General features: G+C 64.1%; 24 protein-coding genes and 1 pseudogene. 24 read left to right on the top strand and 1 reads right to left on the bottom strand.

Features of this window, described 5'->3' with window-relative positions:
• Window positions 1–157: 157 nt before the first annotated feature.
• The 3 genes from ACIQTU_RS11815 (at window position 158) to ACIQTU_RS11805 (ending at window position 3,216) form a co-directional block, all read left to right on the top strand.
• Window positions 158–1,300, top strand: coding sequence for a GNAT family N-acetyltransferase (locus ACIQTU_RS11815; RefSeq protein ID WP_400547025.1), 1,143 nt, complete (start codon window positions 158–160; stop codon window positions 1,298–1,300).
• Between the two features lie 14 nt (window positions 1,301–1,314).
• Window positions 1,315–2,223, top strand: a complete 909-nt coding sequence (locus ACIQTU_RS11810; RefSeq protein ID WP_400547022.1) for a transcriptional regulator — start codon at window positions 1,315–1,317, stop codon at window positions 2,221–2,223.
• A gap of 96 nt (window positions 2,224–2,319) precedes the next feature.
• Window positions 2,320–3,216 (top strand): GIN domain-containing protein, encoded by an 897-nt coding sequence (locus ACIQTU_RS11805; RefSeq protein ID WP_400547019.1) that lies wholly within the window; start codon window positions 2,320–2,322, stop codon window positions 3,214–3,216.
• Window positions 3,217–3,370: 154 nt separating this feature from the next.
• Here ACIQTU_RS11805 and ACIQTU_RS11800 read toward each other — a convergent pair whose 3' ends face one another.
• Window positions 3,371–4,120, bottom strand: a complete 750-nt coding sequence (locus ACIQTU_RS11800) for a porin (protein ID WP_400547016.1) — start codon at window positions 4,118–4,120, stop codon at window positions 3,371–3,373.
• 596 nt (window positions 4,121–4,716) lie between these two features.
• Between ACIQTU_RS11800 and rpsJ the strand changes: the two genes are divergently transcribed.
• The 21 genes and pseudogenes from rpsJ to rplO all read left to right on the top strand — a co-directional run.
• On the top strand, window positions 4,717–5,022 hold the full coding sequence (gene rpsJ / locus ACIQTU_RS11795; protein ID WP_105563630.1) for a 30S ribosomal protein S10: 306 nt from the start codon (window positions 4,717–4,719) through the stop codon (window positions 5,020–5,022).
• 23 nt (window positions 5,023–5,045) lie between these two features.
• The gene (rplC, locus tag ACIQTU_RS11790; protein ID WP_400547012.1) at window positions 5,046–5,777 is read left to right on the top strand and encodes a 50S ribosomal protein L3; all 732 of its coding nucleotides are present in this window, start codon (window positions 5,046–5,048) and stop codon (window positions 5,775–5,777) included.
• Window positions 5,777–6,415, top strand: coding sequence for a 50S ribosomal protein L4 (gene rplD, locus ACIQTU_RS11785; protein ID WP_105563632.1), 639 nt, complete (start codon window positions 5,777–5,779; stop codon window positions 6,413–6,415). The genes rplC and rplD overlap by 1 nt, the downstream gene beginning before the upstream one ends.
• Window positions 6,415–6,720 carry a 50S ribosomal protein L23 gene (locus ACIQTU_RS11780; RefSeq protein WP_105563633.1) on the top strand — a complete coding sequence of 102 codons (306 nt, stop codon included), beginning with the start codon at window positions 6,415–6,417 and terminating at the stop codon, window positions 6,718–6,720. The genes rplD and ACIQTU_RS11780 overlap by 1 nt, the downstream gene beginning before the upstream one ends.
• Window positions 6,721–6,724: 4 nt before the next feature.
• Window positions 6,725–7,561 carry a 50S ribosomal protein L2 gene (gene rplB / locus ACIQTU_RS11775; protein WP_400547007.1) on the top strand — a complete coding sequence of 279 codons (837 nt, stop codon included), beginning with the start codon at window positions 6,725–6,727 and terminating at the stop codon, window positions 7,559–7,561.
• Window positions 7,562–7,563: 2 nt separating this feature from the next.
• Entirely contained in the window at window positions 7,564–7,842 is a 279-nt protein-coding gene (gene rpsS, locus ACIQTU_RS11770) for a 30S ribosomal protein S19 (RefSeq protein ID WP_184272436.1), read from the top strand.
• A 3-nt stretch (window positions 7,843–7,845) separates the two neighbouring features.
• Window positions 7,846–8,226 carry a 50S ribosomal protein L22 gene (gene rplV / locus ACIQTU_RS11765; RefSeq protein ID WP_105563636.1) on the top strand — a complete coding sequence of 127 codons (381 nt, stop codon included), beginning with the start codon at window positions 7,846–7,848 and terminating at the stop codon, window positions 8,224–8,226.
• Complete coding sequence (rpsC, locus tag ACIQTU_RS11760; protein WP_292083342.1) at window positions 8,226–8,969, top strand: 30S ribosomal protein S3; 744 nt, start codon at window positions 8,226–8,228, stop codon at window positions 8,967–8,969. The genes rplV and rpsC overlap by 1 nt, the downstream gene beginning before the upstream one ends.
• 6 nt (window positions 8,970–8,975) lie before the next feature.
• Window positions 8,976–9,413, top strand: coding sequence for a 50S ribosomal protein L16 (gene rplP, locus ACIQTU_RS11755; RefSeq protein ID WP_292083341.1), 438 nt, complete (start codon window positions 8,976–8,978; stop codon window positions 9,411–9,413).
• On the top strand, window positions 9,413–9,610 hold the full coding sequence (gene rpmC, locus ACIQTU_RS11750; protein WP_400547001.1) for a 50S ribosomal protein L29: 198 nt from the start codon (window positions 9,413–9,415) through the stop codon (window positions 9,608–9,610). Before rplP ends, rpmC begins: the two co-directional genes overlap by 1 nt.
• A 10-nt stretch (window positions 9,611–9,620) precedes the next feature.
• The gene (gene rpsQ / locus ACIQTU_RS11745; protein WP_105563640.1) at window positions 9,621–9,863 is read left to right on the top strand and encodes a 30S ribosomal protein S17; all 243 of its coding nucleotides are present in this window, start codon (window positions 9,621–9,623) and stop codon (window positions 9,861–9,863) included.
• Window positions 9,864–9,881: 18 nt separating this feature from the next.
• Window positions 9,882–10,250: a 50S ribosomal protein L14 gene (gene rplN, locus ACIQTU_RS11740; RefSeq protein WP_021698481.1), complete on the top strand. Its 369-nt coding sequence runs from the start codon at window positions 9,882–9,884 to the stop codon at window positions 10,248–10,250.
• A 1-nt stretch (window position 10,251) separates the two neighbouring features.
• Window positions 10,252–10,560: a 50S ribosomal protein L24 gene (gene rplX / locus ACIQTU_RS11735; protein ID WP_105563641.1), complete on the top strand. Its 309-nt coding sequence runs from the start codon at window positions 10,252–10,254 to the stop codon at window positions 10,558–10,560.
• Complete coding sequence (rplE, locus tag ACIQTU_RS11730; protein ID WP_400546996.1) at window positions 10,560–11,120, top strand: 50S ribosomal protein L5; 561 nt, start codon at window positions 10,560–10,562, stop codon at window positions 11,118–11,120. Before rplX ends, rplE begins: the two co-directional genes overlap by 1 nt.
• Before the next feature lie 19 nt (window positions 11,121–11,139).
• Complete coding sequence (gene rpsN / locus ACIQTU_RS11725; RefSeq protein ID WP_400546993.1) at window positions 11,140–11,445, top strand: 30S ribosomal protein S14; 306 nt, start codon at window positions 11,140–11,142, stop codon at window positions 11,443–11,445.
• Between the two features lie 15 nt (window positions 11,446–11,460).
• Window positions 11,461–11,859 carry a 30S ribosomal protein S8 gene (gene rpsH / locus ACIQTU_RS11720; RefSeq protein ID WP_400546990.1) on the top strand — a complete coding sequence of 133 codons (399 nt, stop codon included), beginning with the start codon at window positions 11,461–11,463 and terminating at the stop codon, window positions 11,857–11,859.
• A gap of 1 nt (window position 11,860) precedes the next feature.
• A complete protein-coding gene (rplF, locus tag ACIQTU_RS11715) occupies window positions 11,861–12,394 on the top strand; it encodes a 50S ribosomal protein L6 (protein ID WP_400546987.1) in 534 nt (177 codons plus the stop codon).
• A gap of 3 nt (window positions 12,395–12,397) precedes the next feature.
• The gene (rplR, locus tag ACIQTU_RS11710; RefSeq protein ID WP_400546984.1) at window positions 12,398–12,754 is read left to right on the top strand and encodes a 50S ribosomal protein L18; all 357 of its coding nucleotides are present in this window, start codon (window positions 12,398–12,400) and stop codon (window positions 12,752–12,754) included.
• A gap of 13 nt (window positions 12,755–12,767) precedes the next feature.
• Window positions 12,768–13,373 carry a 30S ribosomal protein S5 gene (gene rpsE / locus ACIQTU_RS11705; protein ID WP_292036860.1) on the top strand — a complete coding sequence of 202 codons (606 nt, stop codon included), beginning with the start codon at window positions 12,768–12,770 and terminating at the stop codon, window positions 13,371–13,373.
• A 5-nt stretch (window positions 13,374–13,378) separates the two neighbouring features.
• A complete protein-coding gene (gene rpmD / locus ACIQTU_RS11700) occupies window positions 13,379–13,573 on the top strand; it encodes a 50S ribosomal protein L30 (RefSeq protein ID WP_105563648.1) in 195 nt (64 codons plus the stop codon).
• A 160-nt stretch (window positions 13,574–13,733) separates the two neighbouring features.
• Window positions 13,734–14,195, top strand: a pseudogene (gene rplO, locus ACIQTU_RS11695) (50S ribosomal protein L15); the annotation flags it as partial.
• Between the last annotated feature and the right edge of the window lie 235 nt (window positions 14,196–14,430).

The following is a 14,430-nucleotide window of genomic DNA, read 5'->3' as shown; positions in this document are numbered from 1 at the left end:
CTTTCAATCTCAAGCAGCCCGAAGGGCGGCAGGTCGCCAAACAATGATGCGGGCTCCGAGCAATCCGGGCCGTCTGGCCGTGGGGCGGGGGCGGCCCACGGCGGCACGTTTGATCTGGAACAGGTTTTGCTAACGGCCATGGCTTAGAGGGGAAGACATGTCCGGCGACCTGACCATCGAGATTCGCAGCCTTGAAAGCCTGACGCCCGAGGAGTGCGCGCTGTGGAACGCCTGGGCCGCCGCAGACGCCGACCTGGCCAGTCCGTATTTCCGGGTCGAGTTCTCGCAGATCGCGGCGCGCGTCAGCCCGGACTGCGCCGCGGCCGTCTTCCATCGGGACGGGGCGGTTGTCGGCTACTTCCCGCATCAGAAGCGGGGGGGGGCAATCCTGCCGATCGCCGCGCCGATGAACGACTATCACGGCGTGATCGGCCCCAAGGCAGGCCGTCCGACATTGGCCGAGGTGGCGCGCCTGTTGGGCGCTGCCCGGTTCAGCGTCAACGGCTGGGTGGGCGATGCGGCTGGAACCTCGACCAGCGAGAGCTTTCGCACCACCATCCCCGCCGAGGGGGGCTATGACGCCTGGTACGCCGCGCGCCGGCAGGCCTTCGGGAAGTACTTCAAGGACAAGGAGCGGGCCCGTCGCAGCATGGCGACGGAGTTCGGGCCGGTCGAGGTGCAGATCGGCCTGCGCGACCATGCGCTTCTGGATGAACTGATCGACCGCAAGCGTGAACAGTATCGTCGGACCGGGCGACACGACGTCTTCGCCTGCGGATGGACGCGCGAGTTGCTTCACGCCCTGATGGCGTACGAGCAGGCGGACTTCGGAGCCTCGCTGGCGGTGCTACGGGCGGGCGGCCAGGTCGCCGCCATGGAATACTCCCTGCACGCTGGCCAGCGTTTCCATTTCTGGTTCCCGGTTTATGTCCCCGCCCTGGCGCGCTGCTCGCCGGGCATCATGCTGAGCATGGAGACGATCCGGCTGGGCTCCGAGTTGGGCTATCGCGACTTCGACTATGGCTTCGGCGGCGAAACCTACAAACGATACTTCTGCGACACGGTTCAGCCCGTGGCTGAGGCGGTCATTCTGAAGCCCGGCCTGGCAGCGACCCTGGGCGGGGCGGGAGCGTCGGTGCTGAACCTGGCCGGAGGCCAGCGTCTGACCGACAGCGTCCGTCGGCGCTGGAACGTCATCGAGGCGTGCGAGACGGATGCCGCAGGTCGGCTGAAAGGGGCGGCGCTGGCCGCGCGCGCGGCCCTGTCCAAGGCCGCCAACCGTGCGACAGCGGCGTCGTGATGAAGGATGTGTCCATGTCTGAGCGTCGTACCCGATATCCCGGTCCGATCGCGGAGGCGGGGGTTCACCCGCATAGCCTGATCGCCCAAGGATTCGCTGAGGATGCAGAGCTGGCGGCGTTGCTTGATCGGTATCCGGCAGAGCTGTTCGACATCAACCTGTACGACTACGACGACGAGGGGCAGGTCTCGCTGCGCACGGGGGCGCGGGGGCGGCTGGACGGGGCGCAACTTCTTGATGCGATCCAGCAGGGGCGTCTGTGGGTCAATCTGCGACAGGTCGAGACGGGTTGGCCCGAGCTGTGGGCGGCCGCCATGGCCGAGTTTCGTCAGGTCGAGGCCGCCTATCCGGGCTTGAAGGCCGTGAAGAACGCTGGGCAGCTGATCCTGTCGTCACCCAAGGCGCGGGTGCCCTATCATTTCGACGCGGCCGGGGTGGTGCTGTTCCATTTGCGCGGGCGCAAGCGGATCTTCGTCTATCCGGGCGACGAGGCGCATCTGGCCGAGCGCGACATGGAGCAGGTGGTCTCGCGTCAGACGACCGAGGAACTACCCTATAGCCTGGCGTTCGAGGACGACGCGCGCATCATCGATCTGGAGCCGGGGCAGGCTCTGACCTGGCCGCTGTATGCGCCGCATCGAGTCGAGAACCTGGATCGGTTCTGCGTGTCGCTGTCGATGGACTTCCAGACCTGGCCGTCGCGGTTCCGCAACGGCGCCCTCTACACCAACGCCGTGCTGCGCAGCCGTGGCGCCGCGCCACGCCTGACCGACACGATGGGGCAGGGCGCACTGGCGCTGCGCTGGGCGGCGTCGCTCGGCCTGAAGCGCGCGGGGGCGCTGAAAAGCAAGATCGAGCACTTCGAACGCCAGTTTGAACCCGAAGTCGGTGCGACCGATGGGGCGGGGGCCCTCAAGGCGTGAGGGTGGTTTCTTACAACGACTTCATGACCTCGATTTAAAATGACTTGAAGCGCGGCGGCGGCCACCCTGAGATCACATCAGGAGAGGGCCACCGCCATGAAGATCGCCGTTTACGCCGCCGCCTCAGCCGCCGTCCTGGCCGCGTTCGCCGCCGCCCAGCCCGCCGCGGCTCAGGAGGCCGAGATCCGCAATGCGGTCGCCCGAGTGATCGTCATTCCCGAGGACCGCTCCGACATCGCCGTTGAAATCACGCCGGGCTCGGCCGACCTGCCGCAACTGACCGTGGAACGCCGGGGCGACAAGGTGCGCATCGACGGCGGTCTGGGGCGTCGCCGCAGCATGCTGCAGTTCAGCAACGACAGCATCCGTGAGTGCAACAACGGCCGGGTTGAGGCGCGCCAGCCGGGCGAGGGCGCTACCGTTGAACTGGCCGGCAAGGGCCGCATCCGTCTGGAAGACGCCCCCTTGGTCGTCCTGCGCACGCCGCGTGACGTCGACGTCAGCTCGGGCAGCGGAGTCTATGGCTCGATCGGCCGTGGCGCGCGGTCTGTGGATCTGGGCGCAGGCGGTTGCGGCAACTGGACGGTGGCCAATGTCGACGGGCGGCTGGACATCGCGGTGGGCGGCTCGGGAACTGTGCGCGCCGGCACGTCGCGTTCACTGGAAGCGGCGGTCGGCGGTTCAGGTTCCATTCTGGCGGGGGCTACCGGTGACCTGGAGGCCAGCATCGGCGGATCGGGCAACATCGTCGTGGCACGTGTGGACGGCGCGGCGGAGGCCGCCATCGGAGGCTCGGGCGACGTGACGATCCGGGCCGGTCGCGCGTCCAGGCTGGAAGTGTCGATCGCCGGCTCGGGCAACGTCCGCTTTGAAGGCGTGGCCAGCAGCCTGGAAGCGTCCATCGCTGGATCGGGCGACGTGCGTGTAGCCGAGGTGACCGGGCCGGTGTCGCGCTCCGTCGTGGGTTCGGGCGAGGTGCGCATCGGACGCTGATCCGACCTCACCCGTCATGAGAGAAGGCCCGGGAGCGTGGAACCCCCCGGGCCTTCTTCGTGTCTGCGGCGGCTTTCGCGTGAAATGAAAAAGCCCCGGCGGATCGCTCCGCCGGGGCTTCTCATTTCCAACCCGAGGTTGGAGCGTCTTGGGCTTAGAAGCCGAAGGCGGTCGGCAGGCCAGCCAGGGTGCGGCCCAGGTTGGCGCCGGCGCGATCCAGCGACTGCAGGGTGCCGCCGAAGTTGTAGCGAGCGCCGATCATGAAGATGTCAGCATCGACGTCGACGTTGGCGACTTCGGTCGAGACGCGCTGGTACGTGCCGTGGACGCTGAACGGGCTGTTGGCGAACTGGTACTCGGCGCCGGCGCCGTAGGCCCAGGCGTCAACGTCGCCCAGGTCGGTGTCGACGTTCGAGTACGACAGGCCAGCGTTCAGGCGGAACGACGGGTTGACGTAGTAGGCGGCGTCGCCGCCGACGGTCCAGGCGTCGCCCATGTCGGCGTCGGTGTACGAGACCAGGCCGGTCAGGGTCGCCGAGGCCAGGTACTTCTGGACTTCAGCGCCGACGGTGAAGGCTTCGTCGTCGCCGATGTCCGACACCGACACGAAGCCGCCGGCGCGCAGGTCAGCGCCGAAGGTCTTGGTCAGGTGAGCGGCGGCGGCGGCCGAGGTGTCGTCGCCGAAGTCGCTGTCAGCGTAGTTGACGGCGCCGTTGACGGTGACGGTCCATTCCGGAGCGACCTTGAAGGCGGCGACGCCGTCCAGGTTCGCGCCGTCGGTCTTGAAGCCTTCGGTGTCCGTGTGGACGTAGGCGATACCGGCCGAGCCGACAGCGTCTTGAGCGAAGGCCGGAGCGGCGATCAGGGTGGCGGCGGCGACCGAGGCGAGGAAGACGGTTTTCATTATGATTATCCTTTTTATGCGCCGCCAGGTTCGCACCGTGGCGGCAATGCGGAGATAGGCCCCGTTTCGGCCCTTTGCTGTAACGAACTTGTCATCATTCAGCGGTTTAGGGCCGTTGTTGCCTAAGTGTGACGCATTGCGGCACGTTTGCGTCGTCACTTGGGGCGGGATTGCGGCAGACCCTTAACGGGGCGGTCATGTGGCCCTGCTTTTGCCTCAGTGGTTAAGGGGTGGGGGCGATGTCCTCGTCGGCCGGCTCTGTATAAAGGTGCGGCGAACCGGATCGGCGGCGGCGAGGCGATGGCTTGCAAACCCCCGCGCCGCAACGGTTTCCGCGCTTGACGAAAAAGGAATCGAAGGGCATAAGCCCCCTTCTTGTTGGACCGGCTGTGCATCTTCGGGTGCAGACGCGGTTCGCAGGGACGACCTAAGTTACTGTTCTTTGCAGCATTCTTGGGACTTCAATGGCCTTCGCGGTTAGCTGCGTGGGCCAATCGTTTTTGCGGATTTGCGTTCCTTGGGGCTCTGCCCGAGGCTTCGGTCTTTGAAATGGTTCACAGGGACGCGGTTCCGACCGCTTGGGAATAACAACCGATATGGATCAAAGCATCCGCATCAGGCTCAAGGCCTTCGATCATCGCGTCCTCGACTTTTCGACGCGCGAAATCGTCAACACCGCCAAGCGCACCGGGGCGACCGTTCGTGGTCCGATCCCGCTGCCGACCCTGATCGAAAAGTTCACCGTGAACCGCTCGCCGCACGTCGATAAGAAGTCGCGTGAGCAGTTTGAAATCCGCACGCACAAACGCGTGCTCGACATCATCGACCCCACCCCGCAAACCGTGGACGCGCTCATGAAGCTCGACCTGTCGGCCGGTGTGGACGTCGAGATCAAGATTTAAGAAAGAAAGAGGCGGGATCCGACATGCGTACGGGCGTGATCGCCAAGAAACTGGGTATGACGCGCGTCTTCGCTGAAGACGGCGCGCACATCCCGGTCACGGTTCTGCAGCTGGATGGCTGTCAGGTCGTGGGTCAGCGCACTCAAGAGCGGGACGGCTACGTCGCCCTGCAACTGGGTGCCGGAACCAAGAAGGCAAAAAACACCAACAAGGCTCAGCGCGAAGTTTTCGCCAAGGCCGAGGTTGAACCTAAGCACTATGTGACCGAGTTCCGCGTTGACGCGGATGGTCTGCTGGACGTGGGCGCCGAACTGTCGGCCGATCACTTCCTGGCGGGTCAAAAGGTCGACATCCAGGGCGAGACCATCGGTAAGGGCTTCGCCGGCGCCATGAAGCGCTGGAACTTCGGCGGTCTGCGCGCCACGCACGGCGTGTCGATCTCGCACCGTTCGCACGGTTCGACCGGTCAGCGTCAAGACCCGGGCAAGACCTTCAAGGGCAAGAAGATGGCTGGCCACTACGGCCAGGAAGTCGTCACCCAGCAGAACCTGACCATCGTTCGCGTGGACGCCGAGCGTGGCCTGATCCTGATCAAGGGCGCTGTCCCGGGTCACGACGGCAGCTACGTCAAGGTTCGCGACGCCGTTAAGAAGGCTCGTCCGGCTGACGCCCCGTTCCCGGGCGCTGTGAAGTCGGCTGCTGCTCCGGCTGCTGCTGCTCCGGCAGTGGAAGCCAATGAAGGCGGTGAAGCGTAATGAAACTCTCGGTCATCAAACTCGACGGCAAGGCTGCTGGCGACGTTGAGCTGTCGGAAGCCGTCTTCGGCATCTCCGACATCCGCGGCGACCTGCTGGCCCGTTACGTCAACTGGCAGCTGGCCAAGCGTCGCGCTGGCACGCACAAGGTTCAAACCCGCAACGAGAACTCTCGTACGGGCAAGAAGATGTACAAGCAGAAGGGCACCGGCGGCGCTCGTCACGGTTCGCGCCGTGCACCGCAGTTCGTCGGCGGTTCGCGCGCCTTTGGCCCGGTCGTTCGCGACCATGGCTACTCGCTGCCCAAGAAGGTCCGCGCCCTGGCTCTGCGTCATGCGCTGAGCTCGAAGGTCAAGGCCGGCGATCTGATCGTCGTCGACAGCGTTTCGGTCAAGGAAGCCAAGACGGCTTCGCTGCGCGAAACCTTCGGCAAGCTCGGTTGGACCAAGGCTCTGATCATTGCTGGTCCGGAAGTTGAAACCAACTTCGGCCTGGCGGCTCGCAACATCCCGCACATTGACGTGCTGCCGAACGCCGGCCTGAACGTCTATGACATCCTGCGGGCCGACAAACTGGTGCTGACCAAGGCCGCCGTCGAGGCGATCGAGGCGCGCTTCGCTGAGAAGGAAGCCGCATAATGGCCGCCGCTCAACCCACCGCCAAACACTACGACACCATCCTGGCTCCGATCATCACGGAAAAAGCCACGATCCTGTCGGAGCAGAACAAGGTTGTCTTCCGCGTCGCCGGCACGGCGACCAAGGACGAGATCGCTGCTGCGGTCGAAAGCCTGTTCAAAGTCAACGTCCTCAAGGTCAACACCCTGGTTCAAAAGGGCAAGACCAAGCGCTTCCGGGGCATCCTGGGCCGTCGCGTGGACATCAAAAAAGCAATCGTGACGCTGGCCGATGGTCAGTCGATCGACGTGACGACGGGGCTCTAATCAGATGGCTCTGAAGCATTACAATCCGACGTCGCCGGGCCGCCGCGCCCTGGTGCTGGTCGACCGGTCCGAGCTCCACAAGGGCCGTCCCGAGAAGTCGCTGACCGAAGGCCTGACGAAGTCCGGCGGTCGTGGCGCAGGTGGTCGTATCGCTGTCCGCTTCCGCGGCGGCGGCGCGAAGACCCTGTACCGCAAGATCGACTTCAAGCGTCGCAAGTTCGACGCGGTCGGTACGGTCGAGCGTCTGGAATATGACCCGAACCGCACGGCCTTCATCGCTCTGGTGACCTACGCCGACGGCGAGAAGACCTACATCATCGCGCCGCAACGCCTTAAGGCTGGCGACACGGTGATCGCGGGTGAAAAGACCGACGTGAAGCCGGGCAACGCCATGCCGCTCCGTTCGATGCCGGTGGGTACGATCATCCACAACATCGAAATGAAGCCGGGCAAGGGCGCTCAGCTGGCCCGTTCGGCCGGCGCCTACGCTCAGCTGGTCGGTCGCGATCAGGGCTACGCCCAGATCCGTCTCGGCTCGGGCGAGCTGCGCATGGTCCTGGACTCGTGCATGGCCACCGTTGGCGCCGTGTCGAACCCCGACCACATGAACCAGAACCTCGGCAAGGCCGGTCGCGTTCGTCACATGGGCTTCCGTCCGCACGTTCGCGGCGTTTCCATGAACCCGATCGACCACCCGCATGGTGGTGGTGAAGGCCGGACCTCTGGTGGTCGTACCCCGGTTACGCCGTGGGGTAAGGACACCAAGGGCACCCGCACCCGCAAGAACAAGGCTACGGATAAGTACATCATCCGTACTCGCCACGTGAAGAAGGCTCGCTAAGAATGGCCCGCTCCTCCTGGAAAGGCCCGTTTGTCGACGGGTATCTGCTCAAGAAGGCCGACGCCGTTCAAACGTCGGGCCGCAAGGACGTGATCAAGACCTGGTCGCGCCGCTCCACCATCCTGCCCCAGTTCGTCGGTCTGACGTTCGGCGTCCACAACGGCCAGAAGCACGTGCCGGTGATGGTCAACGAAGACATGGTCGGCATGAAGTTTGGCGAGTTCGCTCCGACCCGGAACTTCCCGGGTCACGCAGCGGACAAGAAGGCCAAAAGGAAGTAACTGATGGCCAAGTCCAACAACCCCCGCCGCGTCGGCGCCACCGAGGCTCGCGCCAAGCTGGTCAACGTTCGCATCAGCCCTCAAAAGCTGAACCTGGTCGCCGCTTCGATCCGCGGTCTGCCGGTTCAGAAGGCGCTGAACGAGCTGGAATTCAGCCGCAAGCGTATCGCCACCGACGTCCGCAAGGTTCTGTATTCGGCCGTTTCGAACGCCGAAAACAACCACAACCTCGACATCGACAACCTGGTTGTCGCTGAAGCGTTCGTGGGCAAGAACCTGGTGATGAAGCGTTTCGCGAGCCGCGCTCGTGGTCGCTCGTCGCGCATCCTGAAACCGTTCAGCGAGATCACGATCGTGGTCCGTGAAGCCGGCGAGGCCGCCTGATGGGACAGAAAATCAATCCGGTCGGTCTGCGCCTCGGCGTGAACCGCACGTGGGACAGCCGCTGGTTCGCCGGCGGCGCCGACTACGCCCGCCTGCTGCACCAGGACCTGAAGCTGCGCACGTGGCTCAAGGAACGCCTGGTCGCCGCCGGCGTGTCGCGCATCATCATCGAGCGTCCGCACAAGAAGTGCCGCGTGACGATCTATGCCGCCCGTCCGGGCGTCGTGATCGGCAAGAAGGGCGCTGACATCGAGAAGCTCCGCAAGGACATCTCGGCTCGCACCGAAGGCGAAGTTCACCTGAACATCGTCGAAGTCCGCAAGCCGGAAACCGACGCGCAGCTGATCGCTGAAAACATCGCTCAGCAGCTGGAGCGCCGTATCGCCTTCCGCCGCGCCATGAAGCGTTCGATGCAGTCCGCCATGCGCCTCGGCGCCAAGGGCGTCCGCATCAACGTCTCGGGCCGTCTGGGCGGCGCCGAAATCGCACGTATGGAATGGTACCGCGAAGGTCGCGTGCCGCTTCACACTCTGCGCGCCGACATCGACTATGGCTTCTACGAAGCCAAGACGACCTACGGCATCATCGGCGTGAAGGTCTGGGTCTTTAAGGGTGAAGTGCTCGAGCACGACCCGATGGCTCAGGACAAGCGTTGGGCCCAGGAAGCCTCGGGTCCGTCGTCCAACGAAGGCCGTGGCGGCCCCCGCGGTGATCGCGGTCCGCGCCGTGGTCGTGAGGGCTGATAGGCCATGTTGCAACCGAAAAAGACCAAGTACCGCAAGGCCTTCAAGGGCCGCATCCATGGCTCGGCCAAGGGTGGTTTCTCGCTGAACTTCGGCTCCTACGGCCTGAAGACGGTGGAACCGGAGCGTATCACTGCTCGCCAGATCGAAGCGGCTCGCCGCGCGATCACGCGTCAGATGAAGCGTCAGGGCCGCGTCTGGATCCGGGTCTTCCCGGATCTGCCCGTCACGGGCAAGCCGGCTGAAGTCCGGATGGGTAAGGGCAAGGGCGCCGTGGACCATTGGGCCGCACGCTGCCACCCGGGCCGTATCCTGTTCGAAATCGACGGCGTGCCGGACGATGTGGCTCGCGAAGCTCTGCGCCTCGGCGCCGCCAAGCTGCCGGTCCGCACCAAGGTGGTCACCCGCCTGGACGCCGGCATCGTTATGGAGCAAGCCGCGTAATGACCAAGATCGCTGATCTGCGGGCTCAAACCCCCGACCAACTGGCCGACGAGCTGCTGAAGCTCAAGAAGGAACAGTTCAACCTGCGCTTCCAGGCCGCCACCGGCCAGATGGAAAAGACCCACCGGGTCTCGGAAGTGCGCAAGGACATCGCTCGCATCTCCACGCTTCTGCGTGAGAAGCGCGCAGCGGTTTAAGGAAACACCTATGCCCAAACGTATTCTTGAAGGCGTGGTCGTGTCCGACAAGGGCGACAAGACGGTCGTCGTGAAGGTCGAGCGCACTCTGCTGCACCCGGTCCTGAAGAAGATCGTCCGCCTGTCCAAAAAGTACCACGCTCACGATGAGGGCAACGCCCTCAAAGTCGGCGACGTCGCACGCATCGTCGAGTGCGCCCCCAAGTCCAAGCTGAAGCGTTGGGAAGTCGTTTCCCCCGCCTCGGCTTCCTAAAGAAAAGGATCGGATCCTATGATCCAGATGCAAACTAACCTGGAGGTCGCCGATAACTCGGGCGCTCGCCGGGTCATGTGCATCAAGGTGTTGGGCGGCTCCAAGCGCCGCTACGCCTCGGTGGGCGACACCATTGTCGCCTCGGTGAAGGAAGCTATTCCTCGCGGCCGCGTGAAGAAGGGCGACGTCGTTCGCGCCATCGTCGTGCGCACCGCCAAGGACATCCAGCGCAAGGACGGCTCGGTCATTCGTTTTGACAAGTCGGCCGCCGTCATCGTCAACAAGCAAAACGAGCCGGTCGGCACGCGGATCTTTGGCCCGGTTCCTCGCGAACTGCGCGCCAAGAACCATATGAAGATCATCTCGCTGGCTCCGGAGGTCCTGTAATATGGCCGCCAAGATCAAAAAGGGCGACAAGGTCGTCGTCCTGACCGGCAAGGACAAGGGACGCACCGGCCAGGTGCTGAAGGTTCTGCCGACCGAAAACCGCGTCGTCGTGCAAGGTGTCAACATGGTTCAGCGCCACACGCGCCCGACCCAGGCTGACCCGCAAGGCGGCATCAAGCACAAGGAAGCCTCGCTTCACCTGTCGAACGTCGCGATCGCCGACGCCAACGGCAAGGCGACCCGCGTCGGCTTCAAGGTCGAAGGCGACGCCAAGGTTCGCTTCGCCAAGACCACGGGAGACGTCATCTAATGGCTGACACCAAGTACACGCCGCGTCTCAAGACCGAATATCAGGAGCGCATCCGCGCCGCCCTGAAGGAACAGTTCGGCTACACCAACGAGATGCAGATCCCCAAGCTGGACAAGATCGTCCTGAACATGGGTATCGGTGAAGCTGTCGCCGACTCCAAGAAGGCCAACACGGCCCTCAAGGATCTGACGGCCATCGCCGGCCAGAAGGCTGTGCCGACCAAGGCTCGTAACTCCATCGCCGGCTTCAAGCTGCGTGAAGGCATGGTCATCGGCGGCAAGGTCACGCTGCGCGGCGCCCAGATGTACGAATTCCTGGACCGGTTCATCACGATCGCGCTGCCGCGCGTGAAGGATTTCCGCGGCCTGAAGGGTACTTCGTTCGACGGTCGTGGCAACTACGCCACGGGTCTGAAGGAACACATCGTGTTCCCCGAGATCAACTACGACCAGATCGACCAGATGTGGGGCATGGACATCGTCGTCTGCACCACGGCCAAGACCGATGAGGAAGCCAAGGCTCTCCTCACCGAGTTCAAGTTCCCGTTCATCAAGAACTGATCGGGAAGGGAAGAGAACAATGGCTAAGAAAAGCGCCGTAAACCGTAACGAAGCCGTCAAGGCTCTGGTTGCGAAGTATGCCGCAAAGCGGGCCGCCCTGAAGGCGACCGCCAACGACGAGAGCCTGCCGCTGGAAGAGCGTTTCGACGCTCGTCTGAAGCTGGCTGAGCTGCCGCGTAACTCCGCACCGTCGCGCATTCGCAACCGCTGCGAAGTCACCGGCCGTCCGCGGGCTTTCTACCGCAAGCTCAAGATGAGCCGTATCGCCCTGCGCGAACTCGGCAACCTGGGGCAAATCCCCGGCCTGACGAAGTCGAGCTGGTAAGGGGAGCGAACAGATATGATGATCAACGATCCCCTGAGCGACATGATCGCTCGCATCAAGAACGCGGCGACCCGCAAGCGTTCCAAGGTGCTGACCCCGGCCTCCCGTCTGCGCCAGCGCGTCCTCGACGTGCTGCAGGACGAAGGTTACATCCGCGGCTATTCGCTGGTTCAAAACCCCGGCGAGTTCCCGCAGTTCGAGATCGAGCTGAAGTACTTCGACGGCCAGCCGGTGATCGCTGAGATCGCTCGCGTGTCGAAGCCTGGCCGCCGCGTTTACTCGGCCATCAACGATCTGAAGCCGATCAAGAACGGCCTCGGCATCTCGATCCTTTCGACTTCGAAGGGCGTCATGTCCGACGCCTCCGCTCGCGACGCTAACGTCGGCGGCGAAGTCCTCTGCAGGGTCTACTGATATGTCCCGTATTGGCAAGAAAACCATCGCTGTGCCGAAGGGCGTGACTGTCACGCTCAACGGCCAGGACGTCACCGTGAAGGGTCCGAAGGGCGAACGCTCGTGGACCGTCGCCGAAGAAATCGAAGTCAAGCAGGAAGGCGACGAACTGTCGCTGACCCCGCGTTCGGACACCGCTCGCGCTCGCGCGATGTGGGGTCTGTCGCGCACCCTGGTCTCCAACATGGTGACCGGCGTGACCGACGGCTTCGACAAGACGCTGGAACTGGTCGGCGTGGGTTACCGCGCTGCGCTGAAGGGCCAGTCGCTGTCGCTGCAACTCGGCTTCTCGCATGAAGTCGACATCGCGCCGCCGGCCGGCATCACCTTCGTCGTGCCGAAGCAGACCGAGATCAAGATCTCGGGCAACGACAAGCAGGCCGTCGGTGAAATCGCCGCCGTCATTCGCAAGCTGCGTCCGCCGGAACCCTACAAGGGCAAGGGCGTGCGCTATCAGGGCGAAACCGTCCGGCGCAAGGAAGGCAAGAAGAAGTAAGTCATGGCTCTTTCTCTGCAACAACAAGCCAAGCGCCGCGCCGAACGCAACCGTCGTCGCCTCAAGGCTGTCGCCAACGGTCGTCTGCGTCTGTCGGTCTACCGTTCGGACAAGAACATCTCGGTTCAGATCATCGACGACGCCCAGGGCGTCACGGTGGCCGCCGCCTCGTCGCTGGAAGGCGGCAAGGGTTCGCGTGGTTCGAACGTCGCCGCTGCAGCCGCCATTGGCAAGCTGATCGCCGAACGCGCCATCGAGAAGGGCGTCAAGGACGTCGTCTTCGACCGCGGTGGCTACATCTATCACGGCCGCGTCAAGGCGCTGGCGGAGGCCGCGCGTGAAGCCGGCCTGAACTTCTAAGGGATCGAGAAGCATGGCTCGTGAACCCCAACGCGGACAAGGTGGTCAGAACCGCGACCGCCGCGACCGTAACGCTCCCGTTGTCGACGGCCCGGATTCGGACATCGTCGAAAAGCTGGTGCACATCAACCGCGTCGCCGCCACTGTTAAGGGCGGTCGTCGTTTCTCGTTCGCAGCCCTGATGGTTGTGGGCGACGGCAAGGGCCGGGTCGGCTTCGGTCATGGCAAGGCGCGTGAAGTGCCGGAAGCCATCCGCAAGGCGACTGAAGAAGCCAAGAAGACCATGATCCGCGTGCCTCTTCGTGAGAACCGCACCCTGCACCACGACGGCAACGGCCGTTGGGGCGCCGGCAAGATCATGATGCGCGCTGCCCCTCCCGGCACGGGCGTCATCGCTGGCGGTCCGATGCGTGCGGTCCTCGAAACCCTCGGCGTCCAGGACGTCGTCGGCAAGTCGACCGGTTCGTCGAACCCGTACAACATGATCCGCGCGACCTTCGAAGCTCTGAAGGTTCAATCGTCGCCGCGTCAGGTTGCTGCTAAGCGTGGCAAGAAGGTCGCTGACCTGATGGGCCGCCGCAACGACGGCGCTTCGGCGCCCGAAGCTGTCGAGGGCTGATAGACATGGCCAAGAACGAAAAAGCCACCGTCACGGTTCGCCAGACGGCCAGCCCGATCCGCCGCAAGTCGGATCAGCGCGCCACTCTGTCGGGCCTGGGTCTGAACCGCATCGGCCGTGAGTCGACGCTGGAAGACACCCCCTCGGTCCGTGGGATGATCGCCAAGGTCGCCCACATGGTCGAAGTGGTCGAAAAATAAGACGATGCGCCCTCTCCCGATGCCGGGGGAGGGCGTTTCTCTTTGAAGAAGCATCTTGCGATGCTGCGACGGGCCGCTTAGAAGCGGCCCTTCAATTTTTCCAACGCCGAGTCAGAGTCGTCTTTGCGGCCTGGCGCTAGAACCCGAAAGGATCAGGCATATGAAACTGAACGAAATTCGCGACAACGAAGGCGCCCATAAGAAGCGCATGCGCGTCGGCCGCGGCCCGGGTTCGGGCAAGGGCAAGACCGCCGGTCGCGGCGTCAAGGGTCAGAAGTCGCGTTCGGGCGTCGCCATCGGCGGCTTCGAAGGCGGCCAGATGCCGCTCTACATGCGTATGCCGAAGCGCGGCTTCAACAACCCGAACGCGCTGAAGCTGGCCGAAGTGAACCTGTGGCGCGTGCAAGAGGCGATCGACGCCGGCAAGCTGGACGCCAAGGCTGAAATCAACGGCGCCGCCCTGGTGGCCGCCGGCGTGATCCGTCGCGTCAAGGACGGCGTGCGCGTTCTGGGCGAAGGCGAACTGAAGGCCAAGCTGAACCTGGTCGTGTGGTCGGCCTCGGCCGGCGCCATCAAGGCCATCGAAGCTGCTGGCGGTTCGGTCGAGCAACAGCGCATCGCCGCTGAAGCCAAGGCTGCTGCTCGCGTCGAGAAGCGCAACGCCGCCAAGGGCAAGGCTCCGGCTCCCAAGGCTCCGCTGGGTGACGCCAACAAGATCTCGGCCCGCGCCAAGCGCGCCGCGGCCAAGGCCTAAAATCGATATCGTCATCCCGTGCGAGCGCTGCTGACGCGGCGTTCGTCGGGATCATCCGCACCGGGATGACGATTTTCCGAAAGCGGCTCTCGCAAGGGAGCCG

This window comes from Brevundimonas sp. NPDC090276, from assembly GCF_044772165.1.
Classification (GTDB): Bacteria; Pseudomonadota; Alphaproteobacteria; order Caulobacterales; family Caulobacteraceae; genus Brevundimonas.
The sequence above is the reverse complement of the archived record's forward strand: the minus strand, read 5'-3'. Positions and strand labels throughout refer to the sequence as shown.

Bases quoted from the DNA above. Each gene is read 5' to 3' on its own strand.
- rpmD (WP_105563648.1), top strand. From the start codon at position 13,379: ATGGCCAAGAACGAAAAAGCCACCGTCACGGTTCGCCAGACGGCCAGC.
- rplP (WP_292083341.1), top strand. From the start codon at position 8,976: ATGTTGCAACCGAAAAAGACCAAGTACCGCAAGGCCTTCAAGGGCCGC.
- rplE (WP_400546996.1), top strand. From the start codon at position 10,560: ATGGCTGACACCAAGTACACGCCGCGTCTCAAGACCGAATATCAGGAG.
- rpsC (WP_292083342.1), top strand. From the start codon at position 8,226: ATGGGACAGAAAATCAATCCGGTCGGTCTGCGCCTCGGCGTGAACCGC.
- rplF (WP_400546987.1), top strand. From the start codon at position 11,861: ATGTCCCGTATTGGCAAGAAAACCATCGCTGTGCCGAAGGGCGTGACT.
- rplV (WP_105563636.1), top strand. From the start codon at position 7,846: ATGGCCAAGTCCAACAACCCCCGCCGCGTCGGCGCCACCGAGGCTCGC.
- rplX (WP_105563641.1), top strand. From the start codon at position 10,252: ATGGCCGCCAAGATCAAAAAGGGCGACAAGGTCGTCGTCCTGACCGGC.
- rplD (WP_105563632.1), top strand. From the start codon at position 5,777: ATGAAACTCTCGGTCATCAAACTCGACGGCAAGGCTGCTGGCGACGTT.
- rpsQ (WP_105563640.1), top strand. From the start codon at position 9,621: ATGCCCAAACGTATTCTTGAAGGCGTGGTCGTGTCCGACAAGGGCGAC.
- rpsH (WP_400546990.1), top strand. From the start codon at position 11,461: ATGATGATCAACGATCCCCTGAGCGACATGATCGCTCGCATCAAGAAC.
- ACIQTU_RS11810 (WP_400547022.1), top strand. From the start codon at position 1,315: ATGTCTGAGCGTCGTACCCGATATCCCGGTCCGATCGCGGAGGCGGGG.
- rpsN (WP_400546993.1), top strand. From the start codon at position 11,140: ATGGCTAAGAAAAGCGCCGTAAACCGTAACGAAGCCGTCAAGGCTCTG.
- rpsS (WP_184272436.1), top strand. From the start codon at position 7,564: ATGGCCCGCTCCTCCTGGAAAGGCCCGTTTGTCGACGGGTATCTGCTC.
- rplN (WP_021698481.1), top strand. From the start codon at position 9,882: ATGATCCAGATGCAAACTAACCTGGAGGTCGCCGATAACTCGGGCGCT.
- ACIQTU_RS11780 (WP_105563633.1), top strand. From the start codon at position 6,415: ATGGCCGCCGCTCAACCCACCGCCAAACACTACGACACCATCCTGGCT.
- ACIQTU_RS11815 (WP_400547025.1), top strand. From the start codon at position 158: ATGTCCGGCGACCTGACCATCGAGATTCGCAGCCTTGAAAGCCTGACG.
- rpsJ (WP_105563630.1), top strand. From the start codon at position 4,717: ATGGATCAAAGCATCCGCATCAGGCTCAAGGCCTTCGATCATCGCGTC.
- rpsE (WP_292036860.1), top strand. From the start codon at position 12,768: ATGGCTCGTGAACCCCAACGCGGACAAGGTGGTCAGAACCGCGACCGC.
- rpmC (WP_400547001.1), top strand. From the start codon at position 9,413: ATGACCAAGATCGCTGATCTGCGGGCTCAAACCCCCGACCAACTGGCC.
- ACIQTU_RS11800 (WP_400547016.1), bottom strand. From the start codon at position 4,120: ATGAAAACCGTCTTCCTCGCCTCGGTCGCCGCCGCCACCCTGATCGCC.
- rplC (WP_400547012.1), top strand. From the start codon at position 5,046: ATGCGTACGGGCGTGATCGCCAAGAAACTGGGTATGACGCGCGTCTTC.
- rplR (WP_400546984.1), top strand. From the start codon at position 12,398: ATGGCTCTTTCTCTGCAACAACAAGCCAAGCGCCGCGCCGAACGCAAC.
- rplB (WP_400547007.1), top strand. From the start codon at position 6,725: ATGGCTCTGAAGCATTACAATCCGACGTCGCCGGGCCGCCGCGCCCTG.
- ACIQTU_RS11805 (WP_400547019.1), top strand. From the start codon at position 2,320: ATGAAGATCGCCGTTTACGCCGCCGCCTCAGCCGCCGTCCTGGCCGCG.